General features: G+C 63.1%; 15 protein-coding genes. 7 read left to right on the top strand and 8 right to left on the bottom strand.

Going from position 1 to position 17,249, the window contains the following annotated elements:
- Positions 1-40: 40 nt before the first annotated feature.
- The 7 genes from cobG (at position 41) to LMH93_RS24180 (ending at position 6,599) form a co-directional block, all read left to right on the top strand.
- Positions 41-1,372 (top strand): precorrin-3B synthase, encoded by a 1,332-nt coding sequence (cobG, locus tag LMH93_RS24210; protein ID WP_047604679.1) that lies wholly within the window; start codon positions 41-43, stop codon positions 1,370-1,372.
- The gene (locus LMH93_RS24205) at positions 1,365-1,991 is read left to right on the top strand and encodes a precorrin-8X methylmutase (RefSeq protein WP_003249670.1); all 627 of its coding nucleotides are present in this window, start codon (positions 1,365-1,367) and stop codon (positions 1,989-1,991) included. Before cobG ends, LMH93_RS24205 begins: the two co-directional genes overlap by 8 nt.
- Positions 1,991-2,722 carry a precorrin-2 C(20)-methyltransferase gene (locus LMH93_RS24200; protein ID WP_026031823.1) on the top strand — a complete coding sequence of 244 codons (732 nt, stop codon included), beginning with the start codon at positions 1,991-1,993 and terminating at the stop codon, positions 2,720-2,722. Before LMH93_RS24205 ends, LMH93_RS24200 begins: the two co-directional genes overlap by 1 nt.
- Positions 2,710-4,407 carry a precorrin-3B C(17)-methyltransferase gene (gene cobJ, locus LMH93_RS24195; protein WP_070096413.1) on the top strand — a complete coding sequence of 566 codons (1,698 nt, stop codon included), beginning with the start codon at positions 2,710-2,712 and terminating at the stop codon, positions 4,405-4,407. The genes LMH93_RS24200 and cobJ overlap by 13 nt, the downstream gene beginning before the upstream one ends.
- A gap of 118 nt (positions 4,408-4,525) precedes the next feature.
- On the top strand, positions 4,526-5,209 hold the full coding sequence (locus LMH93_RS24190) for a hypothetical protein (RefSeq protein ID WP_003249674.1): 684 nt from the start codon (positions 4,526-4,528) through the stop codon (positions 5,207-5,209).
- A gap of 51 nt (positions 5,210-5,260) precedes the next feature.
- Positions 5,261-5,950 carry a hypothetical protein gene (locus LMH93_RS24185; protein ID WP_185279937.1) on the top strand — a complete coding sequence of 230 codons (690 nt, stop codon included), beginning with the start codon at positions 5,261-5,263 and terminating at the stop codon, positions 5,948-5,950.
- Complete coding sequence (locus LMH93_RS24180) at positions 5,943-6,599, top strand: hypothetical protein (protein ID WP_230064686.1); 657 nt, start codon at positions 5,943-5,945, stop codon at positions 6,597-6,599. Before LMH93_RS24185 ends, LMH93_RS24180 begins: the two co-directional genes overlap by 8 nt.
- A gap of 18 nt (positions 6,600-6,617) precedes the next feature.
- Here the strand turns inward: LMH93_RS24180 and LMH93_RS24175 are convergent, their stop codons facing one another.
- The 8 genes from LMH93_RS24175 to prmA all read right to left on the bottom strand — a co-directional run bounded on the left by LMH93_RS24175 (position 6,618) and on the right by prmA (position 17,142).
- On the bottom strand, positions 6,618-7,214 hold the full coding sequence (locus tag LMH93_RS24175) for a MarC family protein (protein ID WP_003249681.1): 597 nt from the start codon (positions 7,212-7,214) through the stop codon (positions 6,618-6,620).
- 75 nt (positions 7,215-7,289) lie between these two features.
- The gene (locus LMH93_RS24170) at positions 7,290-10,061 is read right to left on the bottom strand and encodes a hybrid sensor histidine kinase/response regulator (protein ID WP_004577053.1); all 2,772 of its coding nucleotides are present in this window, start codon (positions 10,059-10,061) and stop codon (positions 7,290-7,292) included.
- Positions 10,062-10,196: 135 nt separating this feature from the next.
- Complete coding sequence (gene purD / locus LMH93_RS24165) at positions 10,197-11,492, bottom strand: phosphoribosylamine--glycine ligase (protein ID WP_003249685.1); 1,296 nt, start codon at positions 11,490-11,492, stop codon at positions 10,197-10,199.
- A 146-nt stretch (positions 11,493-11,638) separates the two neighbouring features.
- Positions 11,639-13,246, bottom strand: a complete 1,608-nt coding sequence (gene purH / locus LMH93_RS24160; RefSeq protein ID WP_003249687.1) for a bifunctional phosphoribosylaminoimidazolecarboxamide formyltransferase/IMP cyclohydrolase — start codon at positions 13,244-13,246, stop codon at positions 11,639-11,641.
- Between the two features lie 81 nt (positions 13,247-13,327).
- Positions 13,328-13,648, bottom strand: coding sequence for a DNA-binding transcriptional regulator Fis (fis, locus tag LMH93_RS24155; RefSeq protein WP_003249693.1), 321 nt, complete (start codon positions 13,646-13,648; stop codon positions 13,328-13,330).
- A complete protein-coding gene (gene dusB / locus LMH93_RS24150) occupies positions 13,645-14,658 on the bottom strand; it encodes a tRNA dihydrouridine synthase DusB (protein ID WP_047604682.1) in 1,014 nt (337 codons plus the stop codon). The genes fis and dusB overlap by 4 nt, the downstream gene beginning before the upstream one ends.
- Positions 14,659-14,865: 207 nt before the next feature.
- Positions 14,866-16,221 (bottom strand): DUF3426 domain-containing protein, encoded by a 1,356-nt coding sequence (locus tag LMH93_RS24145; RefSeq protein WP_230064685.1) that lies wholly within the window; start codon positions 16,219-16,221, stop codon positions 14,866-14,868.
- A 42-nt stretch (positions 16,222-16,263) separates the two neighbouring features.
- Positions 16,264-17,142 (bottom strand): 50S ribosomal protein L11 methyltransferase, encoded by an 879-nt coding sequence (gene prmA / locus LMH93_RS24140; RefSeq protein WP_003249700.1) that lies wholly within the window; start codon positions 17,140-17,142, stop codon positions 16,264-16,266.
- Between the last annotated feature and the right edge of the window lie 107 nt (positions 17,143-17,249).

Below are 17,249 nucleotides of genomic sequence, written 5' to 3'. Positions count from 1 at the left end.
ATAATACCGCGCCTTCTACACTCAAGCGCATTTTCACAGACTGCCGGATGCCCCTTTGACGCAGGCCCATGCCCCCCACGTATCGCCCCGCCCCTCGGCCTGCCCGGGGTTGTGGCGCATTGTCAGTGCCCGTGATGGCGGTATCTGCCGCATCAAGCTGCCGGGTGGCCTGCTGCTGGCCGAGCAGGCTGAAGCCGTGGCGGCGGCGGCGGAGCGTTTTGCTGGCGGCGTGATCGAGGCCACCAACCGTGGCAACCTGCAGATTCGCGGCATTGGCAGCGAGCATCGCGCTTTGGTCGAGGCACTGCTCGCAGCCGGCCTGGGACCACGCGATGCCGCGGGTGACGATGTGCGCAACGTGATGCTCAGCCCGCTGGCCGGGCATGACCCGCTCATGCTGCTGGACGCCCGGCCGCTGGCCGGGCAGATCCTCGACCTGTTGGAAGGCACCCCGCGCTTTCACCAGCTGTCGGCCAAGTTCGCTGTGCAGCTGGATGCCGGCGAGCGCCTGGCGATGCTCGAACACCCCCATGACCTGTGGCTGTCGCCCCTGCACCTGGATCAGCAGACCTGGCTGGCGTTTGGCCTGGCAGGTTGCCCGGCAGAGGGCCAGGCGCTCGGTGCGGTGCCGCTGGCGCAGGGCCTGATGCTGGTGCGCGCCGTGCTGGAGCGCTTCCTCGATCTGGCATCCCCGACGCAGACGCGCATGCGCCAGCTGCTTGAGGTGTACCCGCCAGCTGATTTTGTCGCTGGGCTCGGCCTGGACATCCGCCGCGATGCCGCCGTGCTCACGTGGCGGCGTGAACAGCACCGCGCCTCGTGGTTAGGCAGGTTGCCCCAGGCGCAGGGCGTTGCCCTTGGCGTTGCCCCGCCGCAAGGCCGCCTGACCCCCGCGATGCTGCGTGGCGCCGCACGTATTGCCCGTGAACTGGGCGATGCCAGCATGCGCCTTAGCCCCTGGCAAAGCCTGGTGCTGACCAACCTGCAAGCGCAGCACATCGATCAGGCCCTGGCCGAACTGTCTGCGCTGGGGTTGCTGTGCCACGACCGCGAACCCCTGGCGCGTATCAGCGCCTGCACCGGTGCCAGCGGCTGCGCCAAGGCCCTTGCCGAGACCAAGGCTGACGCCGTTGTCCTGGCCGCGCTGCTGGGCCCTGGCGTGCCGGCCAGCGTGCACCTGTCTGGCTGCCCCCGTTCCTGTGCTGTGGCCCATGTTGCCCCGGCCACCTTGCTGGCCCGTTCGCCGGGCCGTTACGACTTGTACCTGCGTGATGCGCGCCAGCCGGGTTTCGGTGCCCTGCGCGCCACCGACCTTACCTTGAATGAAGCAGGCGCCATGCTCGACCTGCCGACGGAGCACCTTGATGATTGACTACATCCGCGATGGTCAGGAGATCTATCGCAACTCCTTCCGGATCATCCGTGAGGAAGCCCGACTCGAGCGGATCCCCGCAGACCTTGAAAAGCTCGCCGTGCGTGTGATCCACGCGTGTGGCATGGTCGACGCCATCGATGGCCTGCAGTTCTCAGACGGTGCCGGCCGGGCCGGGCGCGAGGCGCTGCTCAACGGCGCGCCGATCCTCTGCGATGCGCACATGGTGGCCGAAGGGATCACCCGGGCGCGCTTGCCAGCTGACAACAAAGTCATCTGCACCCTGCGTGACCCCAGCGTGCCGGGCCTGGCCAAAGACGCCGGCAACACACGCTCCGCCGTAGCCCTGGAGCTGTGGCGCCCTTACCTGGAGGGCAGCGTGGTGGTCATCGGCAATGCCCCAACCGCGTTGTTCTACCTGTTGGAGATGCTCGATGCCGGTGCGCCCAAGCCGGCGCTGATCCTCGGGTTCCCGGTCGGTTTCGTCGGTGCTGCCGAGTCCAAGGCCATGCTCGCCGCCGACAGCCGTGGCGTGCCGTTCGTGATCATGCAAGGCCGCCTGGGCGGCAGCGCGATGGCCGCCGCGGCGGTCAACGCCCTGGCCACGGAGGTGGAATGATGGCCCCGCGCGGACGACTGCTTGGCCTGGGCGTGGGCCCTGGCGATCCTGAACTGATTACCCTCAAAGCCCTGCGCCTGTTGCGTGAGGCGCCGGTGGTCGGCTACTTCGTGGCCAAGGGCAAGCGTGGCAATGCCTTCGGCATTATCGAGGCGCACCTGCAGCCCGAGCAGACCCTGCTGCCGCTGGTCTACCCGGTCACCACCGAAGTGCTGCCGGCGCCGCTGTCCTATGAGCAAGTGATCAGCGACTTCTACGACGAAGCCAGCGTACAGGTGGCCGAGCACCTGGATGCCGGCCGCGACGTGGCGGTCATTTGCGAAGGCGACCCGTTCTTCTATGGCTCCTACATGTACTTGCATGACCGCCTGGCGCAGCGCTACGAGGCAGAAGTGATTCCCGGTGTCTGCTCCATGCTCGGTGGCGCTTCGGTGCTGGGGGCGCCGCTGGTGTACCGCAACCAGAGCCTGTCGGTGTTGTCTGGCGTGTTGCCCGCTGAAGAGCTCAAGCGCCGTCTGGCCGACGCCGATGCAGCGGTGATCATGAAACTTGGGCGCAACTTCCCCAAGGTGCGCGAAGTGCTGGCCGACCTGGGCCTGGATGGGCGTGCGCTGTATGTGGAACGGGCGACCATGGCCAACCAGAAGATCGTGCCGCTGGACCAGGTCGACCCGCAGTCGTCGCCGTACTTCTCGCTGATCATCGTGCCGGGGGAAAAATGGCAGGGCTGAACTTGCACAGGGCACCGGCCATCGTCATTCTCGGCCCGGGCAGCCTGACGACGGCGCAGCGTATCCAGGCCTGTTATCCGCAGGCCACGATCCATGGCCTCGAGGGGCGTGTCGAGGGTGCGGACCAGTCGTACGTGTCGTTCGGCGATACCCTGCGCGGGTTGTACCAGCAAGACACGCCGATCATTGCGTTGTGCGCCGCGGGTATCGTTATCCGTAGCCTGGCCGCTCTGCTCTGCGAGAAGGGCAGCGAGCCGCCGGTACTGGCCGTGGCCGAGGATGGTAGCGCGGTAGTGCCGTTGCTCGGAGGCCTCGGTGGGGTGAACGTGATGGCGCGGGAAATCGCTGATGTGCTGGGCGTTTCCGCGGCCATCACCACCAGTGGCGAGCTGCGCTTCGGTACTTGCCTGCTGAACCCGCCGCAGGGCTATGCATTGGCCGATATCGAGCAAGGCAAGCGCTTTGTATCCGACCTGCTGGCAGGTGAGTCCGTGCGTATCGAAGGAAACGCACCGTGGCTGCAGCTGGCGCAGTTGCCCGCCAGCGAAGCGGCGCAGCGCACCATCCATGTGGGGCATCAGGCGCGCCCGGCCAACCGCGACGAGCTGCTGATCCACCCGCGCCAGGTGGTCGTGGGCGTTGCAGGTGGCAATCTGCACAGTATTCGCGCAGCACTGCAGCAGGCCGGCATCGCCGAGCCCTCGGTAGCCTGCGTGCTGGCAGACGAGCGAACCATGGCCGACAGCGCGTTGCACGAAGCTGCGCAGGCCCTGGGTGTCCCTTTGCGCTTCGCCCCCCGCTCTGGCGATGTGGCCAGCATGGTCGCTGCGGCGGTGCCCGATGCCGAGTTGATAGCGCTTGAAGAAGTCGTGGTCGCGGTGGCGCCTGCCCCGGTCGACGTGGCGCAGGTCGGCCGCCGTCGCGGTCGCCTGGCGGTCATCGGCCTTGGCCCAGGTGCGGCGGAACTGATGGTGCCGGCGGTCAAGGCCGAACTTGCGCAGGCCGAAGATGTGCTCGGTTACGAAACCTACGTGCGCATGGCTGGCCCGTTCCGCGACGACCAGGTGCTGCACTGCACCGACAACCGCGAAGAGATGCAGCGCGCCCGACATGCCTTCGAACTGGCGGCCCAAGGCCGTTCGGTGGTGGTGGTGTCGTCAGGTGACCCGGGCGTTTTCGCCATGGCCGCTGCGGTGCTCGAAGCATTGCACGAATCCAGTGACCCTGCCTGGCATCGCGTCGACCTGCAGATCTTGCCGGGGGTTTCAGCCTCGCTGGCAACCGCCGCCCAGGCAGGTGCACCGCTGGGGCATGACTTCTGCGTGATGTCGCTGTCGGACAACCTCAAGCCCTGGTCGATCATTGAAAAGCGCCTGGACCTGGCTGCCCAGGCCGACCTGGTGCTGGCCTTCTACAACCCGATCTCCAAGGCCAGGCCGCACCAGCTCGGTGTCGCCCTGGAGGTTGTGCGCCGCCACCGTGACGGGAACACGCCTGTAGTCCTTGGCCGTGACATCGGTAGGCCGGGGCAGACACTGAAGGTAGTCACCCTGGCCGAACTGCTGCCAGAAATGGTCGACATGCGCACCATGGTGTTGGTTGGGTCTTCCACTACCTGCACTTTCGACCGCGCAGCGGGTGGGGTTTGGGTCTATACCCCGCGCTGGTATGGCGCAAAGCCGTAAGCGGCGGCAGCGCGGGCAGATGAGGAACTGCTTCGTGGCAGATTGAGGTAAAGGTCACAGGTAGGTTTGCGGCTGGAGCTATTTGGCTCCAACCGTACCCTTCCTGGAGACCTTTCCCATGACGACCGATAAAGAGAAGCTGCAGCTTCAGGTTCTGCCGGACAAGAATCTGTTCGTGTTCCCCGACCTGATGGGTGAGCAAAACCGCGATGCTGCAAAGGCTTGTCATGCCCTGGCCACGCAAGGTGCCAACAAGCAGCATGACCCTATCCGTGAAACGCAACTCTGGTTCAAACACTACATCTACCTGATGTCGAAGATGGGCTGGGCGCCGACCAATGTCGATGTACAGCAGGTCACTGAACGCAATATGCGCCTTGAGATCAGCAACTTGCTGGGCAAGGGCCTGCAGGCGGCATATGGCGTTTTCACTGGCGATGTGGCAACCGCCCTGGACAATCTCGGCAAAACGGTTGTTTCAGCCTTGGCCGCCAGCACCAAAAACGTCGAGTTGCTCGACCGCAAGTCGGTCGAAGATGACCGAACCGGGCTGAGCCTTGCCAAGTGCGAGCAAACGGACGGCGGCCAAGTGGCGATGCTGGTCAGTGCGATCCAGACCGACGCCAAGCCTGACAAGGCTGCCAACTATCTGCTGGTCAAGTGGGAAAGCAACGGTACTTCCAACTTTGCTTGTGGTGCGGTGTTGAATTTCGATAAGCGCCAATACGACAAAGTTCGCGCCATTGTAGAAACCAAACTTGACGACAATGCCCTGCAGGTCCTGCTGGCACTGGAACTCTGACGATGAAGTTGGCCTGTCGACACGGCGTCGACGGGCCTGGAGGGCATACTGATGCACGCCAATTACACGTTGTGGTTGAACGGCAATAGCCTGGTATTGATCGACAACAATGTCAGTGCTTCACGAGCAGAAGCACTGTTGGATGTTCAGCTGGCAGCCTACTTGACCGCTAGCAAGGGGCACGCCCTTCAGGACGCTGGGTGGCACAAGGAATATCTGCGAATTCAGGGTAACTTCGGCTGCACTGTCGCGACCTTGCATTCCAGCGCTGTGACTGCTGCCCCCGCAGTGGCCTGTGAACTGTGGAGCATGTTGCGGGCCAAGCTCTTGGCAGGTGTGCCCAGCGCCCTGCAGGGGCCGGTAGCCACATGCCTCGACGCCTATTCCGCCCAACCCGACGGTGCCATAGAACAGTTGTTATGGGCCGAATGTGTTCGGCCCCCGGACGATAAAGGCATGAGCCATGTACGTATGGAGTTGCGCCTGATACTGGCCGATTCAGGCGTCATCAGTACCGAGTTGGGCTTTAGCACAGCAGAGCATCTGGCGATGGATTGGCTGTGGCAGCCGCTGAATCTTGCAAGTGCCCATGCCGCTCAGCAGTTCGATGCCAATTATTTCACCCATGAAAAAGTGATCAGTTCAATAAGTACGGGCTTGCATGACGCTATCAAGGTCAAGCAATTGCAGTACCGCAGCCAAGTCAAACGTGCGACAACATCAGGAGTCGAAGATGAGTGAGTTCAATCAAGGTGCCGCCAGTGGCAAACTCGTCCACAGCAGCCTGCTGTCATTCTTGCCAGGTGTTAACCGCGAAGCCCGTGACGACATCCTGTTGGCCAATGCGTTTGCCCAGCAAGTTGCCTGGGGGGACTTCAACGAAGGCCTGGAGCTGGACTGGTTCAGGAACTACTGGCGTAACCTTGCGTTTCTGGGCTTTGATGGCAAGCTCGCGCCCACGGCGACTCGACCGGGACCGGACAGGGCCAGCCTTGCCGAGCAGGCGCTTGCCCAGGTTCGTCAGAAAGGCTCTGCCGGTCATTATCAATCTGCCCAGTCGTCGCTTCAGGCACTGCGTAATCACAGCCAGACCTTGACCGCGTTTGAATCCCGGGCAGTCTCGAAAGCTGTTGGACGTTTTCAGTTGCTGCCTTGCTCTCAGCAGTCGAGCGGCTTCATCGACATGGTATTGGTCCACATGGAAATGTCGATGAAAAAGACCTCCAAGGACTTCCTGTTCATGCAGTTGAACAGCGAAGTAAAACTCCTGGACATGCGTGTCGAAGTGATCCACTTCAACTTGCAGGGGTTCCGCGAAGACTACCGCAAGCGGGCCCAGGCCAGTGTCGACAAGCAAAATGGCAAGGCGATCCTTGAGCTGCAATTGTAGGCGCCCGGCTTGGAAAGCTCAGGGCAGCAGGTAACCGCGAATCCCGGTAAAGATGATCTGTGCTGCCAGGGCACAGACGAATAGCCCCATCAGGCGGCTGACGATTTGCAAGCCCTGGTCACCGAGCAGGCGCTCGATACGGTGCGATAGATACAGCACCAGGCCTACGGTAAAGCTGGCCAAGGCAATGCTGACGATGGCCAGCAGTTTTTCATCCCAGTGCGGCTGGCTTACCCCCATCACCAACAGGGCACCGATGGTACCGGGGCCAACGGTCAGCGGAATGGTCAGCGGTACGATGGTCACATCCTGCTGAACGTTGTCGGCCTGTACCGCCGGCTTGCCCTGGGCCATGCCCAGCGCTGAAATGAACAGCACGCTGCCGGCACCGATGCGAAAGGCATCGGCGGTGATGCCGAAAATTCCGAAGATCGCCCGCCCGAACAGGTACAGCATCACGCTGGCGACCAAGGCTGCGAACGCGACCTTCCAGGCCAGTTGCTTGCGCTCCTTGCTGGAGTGGCCGCGGGTCAGGCTGATGAAACACGACAGCACGAAGAACGGGCTGTAGAGCACGAGCATTTTCAGGTAGACGCTGAACAACTCATGGAGCATGAGCAGTGTTCCTTGGGTTTATGCCGGCGCGGCCTAGTGTCGCGAGGCCGCTCCTGCAAGAGCATTGGATATCGGTCAGGACGTATGTGCCGGGTCCACCTTGGCTTCCCGGTGATTGGCCCAGTATTGAATCAGCTCACGCAACTGCGACAACTCCACCGGCTTGGCCATGTGTCCGTCCATGCCTGCCAGCCGCGCGCGCTCCTTGTGTTCGGCCAGTATGTGCGCTGTCAGTGCCACCACCGGCGTGCGCTGGCGCTGGTTGTCAGCTTCCCAGGCCCGCAACTGCTGGGTGGCCGAGAAACCGTCCAGTATCGGCATCTCGCAGTCCATCAACACCAGGTCATAATGCTGCGCTTTCATCGCCTGCAAGGCCTCTTCGCCATTGCAGGCGGTATCGGGCTTGAGGTTGAGCTTGCCGAGCATGCTGCGGATCACCTTGGTCGAGATGCTGTTGTCTTCGGCGACCAGCACGCGGAAGTCGCCTGGCAGGTCCAGCGCCTGCGGGATGCCAGGCAGGCTGGCGGGCATCGCTTGTTCGCGGCCGCGCTGGGCCAGCTCCTCGGCCAGGGTGGTCTTCAACGTATAACCGGCCACCGGCTTGGCCAATATTCGCTTGACCCCGGCGTTGCGCGCGATGACTTTGCTCGGCGCATTGCTGATGCCGGTGAGCATCACCACTAGAATGTCGTGGTTCAGGCTCGGGTCTTCCTTGATCTTGGCGGCCAGCTGCATGCCGGTCATGCCGGGCATGTTCTGGTCCAGCAGCACCGCGTCGAAGTAGTCGCGCAGGTGCGCCTTGGTGCGCAAAAGGGCCAGAGCTTCCTTGCCCGACGGCACTGCGCTGACGTTCATGCCCCAGGCGCTGCACTGCTGTACAAGCACCTTGCGGCACGTGTCGTTGTCGTCCACTACCAGCACGCGGGCATCGCGCAGCGGGCTGTCGAGGTCCGCCGGTGGCTGTTCCAGGCGTGAAGGGTCCAGCGGCAAGGTCAGCCACAGGGTGTTGCCCATGCCGGTGTTGCTCTTGATGCCGAACTCGCCCTGCATCAGACCGATCAACTGTTTGGCGATGACCAGCCCCAGGTGGCCGCCCAGCTTGTTGCTGGAAAGGAAGTGGTGGCTGTGCAACTCGGCCTGCAGCAAGGCTTCACGGTCGGCAGCGGGCAACGGCTCGCCGCTGTCCTGCACGGCGATACGCAGGCGTGGCACCTCGCCGCGTTGATCCAGCGCCACCACCAGCAGGATCTCGCCCTGGTCGGTATTTTTCAGGGCGTTTTCCAGCAGGCTCGACAAGGCCTGGCGCAGGCGCGTCGGGTCTCCGCTGATAACCCGCGGTACTTGTGGCTGGGTGAAGCTGATCAGCTCGATGTTCTGTTGCTCGGCCTTGGCGCGGAAGATGTTCAGGCAATCCTCGATCAGCGCGTTAAGGTCGAACTGCACATCATCCAGCTCGATTTGCCGGGATTCCAGCTTGGAAATGTCCAGAATTTCGTTGATCAGCGTCAGCAGCTCGTTGCCCGCGCTGTGGATGGTCTGCACATAGTCACGTTGCTTCACCGACAGCGGTGTGCCCAGCAGCAGTTCAGTCATGCCGAGCACGCCGTTCATCGGGGTGCGGATTTCGTGGCTGATCTTGGCCAGGAACTCGGCTTTGGCGTTGATTTCTGCATCGCTGGCGGCCAGTGCACGGCTGGCGCTGAAACGCTCCTCGCTTATGCGCCGCAGCCGTTCACTGACTGCCAGGTTGAGCAGCAGGCCACTGACCACGGTCAGGCCCAGCAGGATGCACAGCAGCCAGGGTGTCGAGGTGCGTGTCAGGCCCAGCAGGGCTGGCAGCAGGACCAGGCCTCCGAGGTTGAACACCACCATGGCCAGGCTGAACAGGCGTCCGGGTGCATAGCCCTTGTACCAGTGGTAGCTGCTGACCAGCAGCATGCTCACGCTGCCCAGCGCCATCAGGGCGTAGGTCATCAGGTTCAGTGGCAGGGTATCGACGAACAGCAGCACCAGGCCACTGAGCCCGACAATCAGCATCTCACCCTGCAGCAGGCGGTTAAGCCGTGGCGAATTGCACGGCGAAAAGAAATGTTGGGTGAAATACAACCCGGACAGGCCGGCCAGGACCAGCGTCAGATAGGCGGCAGGCGTTTGCGCACTGTGCCACACATGCCACCAAGGGCCGCTGAGGTTCAGCAGGATCAGGCCGCTGAGCAGCATCAGGCCGTGGTACAGCGCCAGGATCAGGGTGGTGCTGGAGCGGGTGTAGAGGAAGCGGATCAGGTTGTGCATGATCAGCATGATCAGGCCGCCGAACAGCATGCCGAACCACAGCGGCTGGCGTTGATCCGAGGCTGCCTCGGCCGCAGGTTCAAGGCTGATGGCCGGACGCAGCTGGTGCTCTGAGGCCAGGCGCAAGTAGATGTCCAGCGGTTGCCTGCTGTTGGGCAGGGGCAATACATGGTCGCTGCCACGCAGGGTCGGGCTGGCATTGCCGGCCTGGCGCCCGTGGTGCAGCTGACGCAGAAGTTGTTCGCCTTCGAGGGCGTAGAGGTCCAGGCCAGAAAGGTCCGGGGCAAATACCCGCAGCAGCTGCTCCTGGTCACCTGGTGCCAGACGATAGTGCAGCCACAAGGCCTGTCCAGCCGGGGCAGCATCAAGGTCGGCGAGAGGCAGTGGGCTGAACTGGTTGCGATAGCGCTCGGAGCGCACATCGCTCAGTTGCAGGTTGGCCTGTTCGTCGAGCAGAACGGTCCAGCCTCCGTCATGTTCGGCCGCAGCCGGAAACATGCAGAGCAGGGTCAGCAAGCTGACGATCAGAGCTGAGGCAATCCGAAGCCGACGCACTACGAAATCCCTTCTTGGCCGATGTGCCGGGTACTCACTATGCGCGGCGCGCGAAGTCGAAGGCAAGGCCCATTCCGGGCCCTGTCGACGAGCCGGATGCCGCAGGCTGAAACCGCTACGGCATACCGGTAGTATTTACTGCTGGTGCTCACCGCGCTCGCGGGCGATGGCCCGATAGCCGATGTCGGAACGGTAGAAGCTGCCGTTCCAGCTGACTTCCTTGGCCAGGCGATAAGCCTGCTGCTGCGCGTCGGCAACGGTGCTGCCCATGGCGGTGGCACACAGCACGCGCCCGCCGTTGGTGGTTACCTTGCCATCCTTGAGCGCAGTACCGGCATGGAATACCTTGCCTTCGATCTTGGCGGCAGCGTCCAGGCCGTTGATCACGTCGCCCTTGGCGTAGTCGCCCGGGTAACCGCCAGCTGCCAGGACCACGCCCAGGCTCGGGCGCGGGTCCCACTGTGCTTCGACCTTGTCCAGTGCCTTGGCGAACGCAGCTTCCACCAGCAGTACCAGGCTCGACTCCAGGCGCAGCATGACCGGCTGGGTTTCCGGGTCGCCGAAGCGGCAGTTGAACTCGATGACCTTGGGGTTGCCCGCCTTGTCGATCATCAGGCCGGCGTAGAGGAAGCCGGTGTAGACGTTGCCTTCCTCGGCCATGCCGCGCACGGTTGGCCAGATCACCTGGTCCATCACGCGCTGGTGCACGTCGGCGGTAACCACCGGGGCAGGGGAGTAGGCGCCCATGCCGCCCGTGTTCGGGCCGGTATCCTGGTCGCCGACGCGCTTGTGGTCCTGGCTGGTGGCCATGGGCAGCACATTGTGGCCGTCGACCATGACGATGAAGCTGGCTTCTTCGCCGTCGAGAAACTCTTCGATCACGACACGCGAACCTGCTTCACCGAAGGCGTTGCCAGCCAGCATGTCACGCACGGCGGCTTCGGCTTCTTCCAGCGTCATGGCGACGATTACGCCCTTGCCTGCCGCCAGGCCATCGGCCTTGATCACGATTGGCGCGCCTTTTTCCTGCAGATAGGCCAGCGCTGGCTCGATCTCGGTGAAATTCTGGTAGTCGGCGGTCGGGATCTTGTGACGTGCCAGGAAATCCTTGGTGAAGGCCTTGGAGCCTTCCAGCTGGGCCGCGCCCTTGGTTGGGCCGAAGCAGTCCAGGCCGCGGCTGCGGAACAGGTCGACCACGCCGATAACCAGCGGTGCTTCCGGACCGACGATGGTCAGGTCGACGTTTTTCTCGGCGAAGTCGGCCAGTTGCTCCAGGGCACACACGTCGATGGCGACGTTCTCGCACTTGGCTTCAATGGCGGTACCGGCGTTGCCCGGGGCAACGAAGACTTTCTCGACGCGTGGGTCCTGGGCGACTTTCCAGGCCAGGGCGTGCTCACGGCCGCCGCTGCCGATGATCAAAACTTTCATGTCAAAACCTCGATTCAAGTGATCCCGTGGCTTGCGCCGAACACTGTGGGAGCGGGCTTGCCCGCGAATGCGGCGGTGAATCCACCATCGTATTCGCGGGCAAGCCCGCTCCCACAGGATCTCGACTCGCCTCGGGATCCGCGTAATTAGTGGCGGAAGTGGCGCATGCCAGTGAAGACCATCGCGATGCCGGCCTCGTCGGCAGCAGCGATGACTTCAGCATCACGCATCGAACCACCCGGCTGGATCACGGCGCTGATACCCACTTTAGCTGCATTGTCGATGCCGTCACGGAACGGGAAGAATGCATCCGACGCCATGACCGCGCCCTGCACCTGCAGGCCAGCGTGCTCGGCCTTGATTGCAGCGATGCGGGCGGAGTTGACGCGGCTCATCTGGCCGGCGCCGACGCCGATGGTCTGGCGCTGCTTGGCGTAGACAATGGCGTTGGACTTGACGAACTTGGCCACTTTCCAGGCGAATACCAGGTCGTGGATCTCTTGCTCGGTCGGGGCACGCTTGGTGACGATCTTCAGGTCATCGGCGGTGATCATGCCGATATCGCGGCTTTGCACCAGCAGGCCACCGTTGACGCGCTTGAAGTCCCAACCGGCAGCGCGCTCGGCTGGCCACTCGCCGCACTCCAGCAGACGTACGTTCTGTTTGGCAGCCACTACGTCGCGGGCGGCCTGGGAGATTTTCGGGGCGATGATCACTTCGACGAACTGGCGGTCGACAATGGCCTTGGCGGTTTCGCCGTCCAGTTCACGGTTGAATGCGATGATGCCGCCGAACGCCGATTCGGTGTCGGTCGCGTAAGCCAGGTCGTAGGCTTTGCGGATGCCGCCTTCGTCTTCCGGTACTACCGCCACGCCGCACGGGTTGGCGTGCTTGACGATGACGCAGGCCGGCTTGACGAAGCTCTTTACGCATTCCAGCGCGGCGTCAGTGTCGGCCACGTTGTTGAATGACAGTTCCTTGCCTTGCAGCTGGACAGCGGTGGAAATGCTGGCTTCGCCTTTCTTGGCTTCGACATAGAACGCCGCGCTCTGGTGCGGGTTCTCGCCATAACGCATTTCCTGTGCCTTGACGAACTGGCTGTTGAAGGTGCGCGGGAATTCGCTGCGCGCCTCGGTGCTCAGGGTGTCCTTGGCCTGGTCGATGGTGCCCATGTAGTTGGCGATCATGCCGTCGTAGGCGGCAGTGTGCTCGAACGCCTTGAGCATCAGATCGAAGCGCTGGGCATAGGTCAGGCCACCGGCCTTGAGGCCTTCGACGATGCCGGCGTAGTCGCTGGCGTTGACCACGATGGCCACGTCCTTGTGGTTCTTGGCTGCCGAACGGACCATGGTCGGGCCGCCGATGTCGATGTTCTCGATGGCGGTCGGCAGGTCACAGCCAGGTTTGGAAATGGTGGCTTCGAACGGGTACAGGTTGACCGCAACCAGGTCGATCGGCTTGATGCCGTGCTCGTTCATGATGGCGTCGTCGGTGCCACGACGGCCGAGGATACCGCCGTGGATCTTCGGGTGCAGGGTTTTGACCCGGCCATCCATCATTTCGGCGAAGCCGGTGTAGTCGGCCACTTCCACCGCGTTTACGCCGTTGTCCTTGAGCAGCTTGTAGGTGCCGCCGGTGGACAGGATCTCGACACCGAGCTGCTGCAGCTCACGGGCGAATTCGAGGATACCGGTCTTGTCGGAGACGCTGATCAGGGCGCGGCGGACTGGCAGGCGGGTAGTCTGGTCGGTCATTTCGGGTTCCAATAACGCGGTGGAGTCAGCAAAAAAGGCGCCTCTGTTCAGGGAGTCGCCTTTTCTGGATGGGATTCTGGCTTACAACAAGTCGTACTGCTTGAGCTTCTTGCGCAGGGTGCCTCGGTTCAGCCCGAGCATCTCGCTGGCCTTGGTCTGGTTGCCCTTCACGTAGTTCATCACGCTTTCGAGCAGGGGCGCCTCGACTTCGGAGAGCACCAGGTTGTACACGTCCGTCACGGTCGCGCCTTCCAGGTGGGCGAAGTAGTTGTGCAGCGCCTTCTCGACGCTGTCGCGAAGGGTCTGGCCCTCTTCGCTCGGCGTGTTGAGGTGCTGTTTCAGGTTGGCGTTGTCGCTCACGGGCGTTGTTCCACTCACAAAATTCTCGGTCATCATCGTCATGCGGCCACCCCTTGTCCGTCCTCTGTCTCAAGGCTCTGTCGACGTTCGCTGAAAAACGCGCGAACGTTGGCGCACTGCGCTTGTGTGTCTTCCAAAGCGTTGAACCGGGAGCGAAACTCCTTGCCGCCGGGTCGTGTTGCCAGGTACCAGCCAACGTGCTTGCGGGCGATACGTACGCCCATCACATCGCCATAGAAGGCATGCAGCGCGGCCAGATGCTCCAGCAGGATGCGTTCCACTTCGTCCAGTTGCGGCGCTGGCAGATGTTCGCCAGTGCGCAGGTAATGCTCGATCTCGCGAAAGATCCATGGCCGCCCTTGGGCAGCCCGGCCAATCAACAGGCCATCGACCCCGGTGGTTTCCAGCACCGCCCGGGCCTTTTCTGGCGAGGTGATATCGCCGTTGGCAAAAACCGGGATTGACACCGCCTGCTTGATGGCCGCGATGGTGTCGTATTCGGCTTCGCCGGTGTACAGGTCGGCACGTGTGCGGCCATGCACCGCCAGCGCCTGGATGCCAGCCTGTTCGGCGATCTTCGCCACGTTCAGGCCGTTCTTGTTCGCCCGGTCCCAGCCGGTGCGGATTTTCAGGGTCACCGGTACGTCCACAGCGCTGACTACGGCGTGGAGGATCTCGCTGACCAAGGCTTCATCTCTCAATAAAGCAGAGCCTGCGGCTTTGTTGCAGACTTTTTTTGCCGGACAGCCCATGTTGATGTCGATGATCTGGGCACCCGCTTCGACATTGGCCTTTGCCGCCGCTGCCATCATCTGCGCATCACCGCCGGCGATCTGCACCGAGCGTGGCTCGGGATCACCTTCATGGATGCGGCGCAGGCTCGACTTGCGGCTGTTCCACAGGCTCATGTCGCTGCTTACCATTTCCGACACCACCATGCCGGCGCCCAGGCGCTGGCAAAGTGTACGGAAAGGCTGGTCCGTGACCCCGGCCATGGGCGCGAGGATCAGGTTGTTACGTAGTGTGTATTGGCCGATGCGTACCGCCGACATAGGTGATCCCTGTTGTGGGGCCGAATCTTGGAGTTCGAAAAAGGGTTGGCATGATACCCGCTCTCGATGACTGGATAAAGATGGATTTGGATAAAATCTGAACAGTTGTCGGCTTATGCCTTTGTGCTTCAAGCAGCAAGCGACAGGACAAAAAGCGGTCGCGGTTGGGGCTTCTTGTCTTGTCGCTTGCTGCTGGCCGCTTGTCGCCTACTCCGGCGAACGGAAGCTCAGGCTGTAATTCACGGCCTTCGGCCCAGGGTCGAGGATGTCCAGGGCAATGTGGATTGGCGTCTGGCTGGGCATTTCGCCACGCCCTGCCAGTTCCCCCGACAGGTACTCGCTGGGCTTGAAGCGACGGCTGGCGATCAGTTGGCCATTGAGATCGGCGAAGCGCAGTTCCAGCAACGGGAACGGCTGGGCGAACGGTGCGCGGTTGTAGATGATCGCGTCGACAATGAGTGCGCCCTTGAAGTCTGGATGGCTGCGCACCACCAGATTGCTGCTCTTGATGCGTGCAATATCGACGCGGGTAGGGACCTGGCAGCCGAGCATCGGGCAGATTTGCTGGAAAATCGGCCGATACTGGTCCTGGCGGGCCATTTCGTCGAAGTGGAACCACACGTACTGGAACGCCAGCAGGCCGGCAGCCAGCAGGGTCAGAAAGCCCCACAGCAGGCGCTTGCCCCAGTTGGGTGCGGGTTTTTCCCAGCCTAGCTGCAGCGGGTCATCGACCACATCGACCAGCGGCTCCTTGCGCGAGGGGCGCTCGGGCTTGCCAGCAAAGCCTGGTTCCAAGCGCTCTCCGGGCAGCGGCTCGACGGGCTCGTCGTCATGCGCCGACAGGCGCAGCGCCAGTGGCTCGTCGTCGCGGGCGCTCAGGCCCGTTTCCGGGGTTTCGTCATCGCTGATACGCAGCGGTTCGCTGAATGCGGGCTGGTCATCGCGTTCGGCCGCACGGTGCACAGGCGGCTCGCCATCGATGTCCAGGTCAAGGTTGCTGCCCAGGGTAGGCTCGGTACGCTCGCCGGGGGCAGGCTCCAGGTCCAGCTCCAAAGGTTCCGGTTCCAGTAGCACCGGGGTAGGCTCTGCCGGTTCCTGCGGCGCGTAGGGCTCATCGGTAGCCGTACCGAAAAGGTCTTCTGCGTGCTCGTCCGGGTGAAGTTCATCGCGCCGTGCCTGCAGCTTGTCATCCTGGCTGGCCGGGTGGGTCGGGGCCGGTTGGCTGCGACGCTCCAGGCGCTCCAGTTCCTTGTCGAGGTCGAGCTCGTCCAGCGCCTGGGCAGTCAGCGCCCAGTCCTGGTCAGGAGGGGTGCCGCGTACACTGATGGCAGGCTCTGGCGCCAGCTCGGCCAGCGGCTCGGCAGGCACTGCAGGTACCGGTGCCGGCACCACGGGGGCGCTGGTGGTAGCGGCGCGGTTTTGCTCCAGCAGCTGCTTGGCGGCATTGAATACCTGCAGGCAGTGACCGCAGCGCACCACGCCACGCGCCACGCCCAACTGGTGGTGGGTGACGCGAAAGCTGGTCTGGCAATGCGGGCACTGTGTGACGAAACTGTCGGTCATGCGGCGATCCGGGAGCTGTGCAGAAAAGTATTCTAGGCCCGCTTAGCGACGCCGACCACTGATGCGCACCCAGCCGTCGCGCACGACGATCGGGTCCAGTTCAAAGTCGGCGGCATAAGCGGCGGCCACGTCTTCACCTTGCTCGGCGAGGATGCCCGACAGCGCCAGCAGGCCACCTGGGCGAACCAGGCCGGACAACTGTGGCGCCAGCGACACCAACGGGCCGGCGAGGATGTTGGCAACCAGCACGTCGGCCTGCATCGCCGGCATGTGTTCGGGCAGGTACAGCGCCAGTTTCTCGTCGGCAATGCCGTTGCGTTGGGCATTGTCGCGCGAAGCCTCGATGGCCTGCACGTCGATGTCGGTACCTACCGCTTCGCGGGCGCCCAGCAGCAGCGCAGCGATGGCCAGGATGCCCGAACCGCAGCCAAAGTCCAGCACCTGGGTGCCTTCAAGCTGCTGGCCGTCGAGCCATTCCAGGCACAGGGCCGTGGTGGGGTGGGTGCCGGTGCCAAAGGCCAGGCCCGGGTCGAGCAGCAGGTTCACGGCGTCCTTTTCCGGGGCATCGTGCCAGCTGGGCACGATCCACAGGCGGCGGCCGAAGCGCATCGGCTGGAAGTTGTCCATCCAGCTGCGCTCCCAGTCCTGGTCCTCGATCACCTCGGCCTGGTGTTCGGGCAGCTCGGCGCCGGTCAGCAGGCGCAAGTGGGCGAACACCTGTTCAGGGTCGGCATCGGCCTCGAACAGTGCCAGCAGGTGAGTGTGCGACCACAGCGGGGTGGTGTTGAGGTCTGGTTCGAAGATCGGTTGATCTTCGGCATCCATGAACGTGACCGAGACGGCGCCTACTTCAAGCAGCGCATCTTCATAGGTTTCGGCTTGTTCCGGGCTGATGGCCAGGCGTACTTGCAGCCAGGGCATGGCGGGCACCTTTGATAAATCGACAGGGGCAGCCCTAGGCTGCGCGAAGGCTGGCAGTTTACGCGAGTGCGGGGGATTTGTGGATCGGGGGCTGCACTGCAGCCCCC

The organism is Pseudomonas sp. CIP-10 (genome assembly GCF_020911845.1).
GTDB lineage: Bacteria > Pseudomonadota > Gammaproteobacteria > Pseudomonadales > Pseudomonadaceae > Aquipseudomonas > Aquipseudomonas alloputida.
This window is presented reverse-complemented; position numbering and strand designations above follow the sequence as displayed.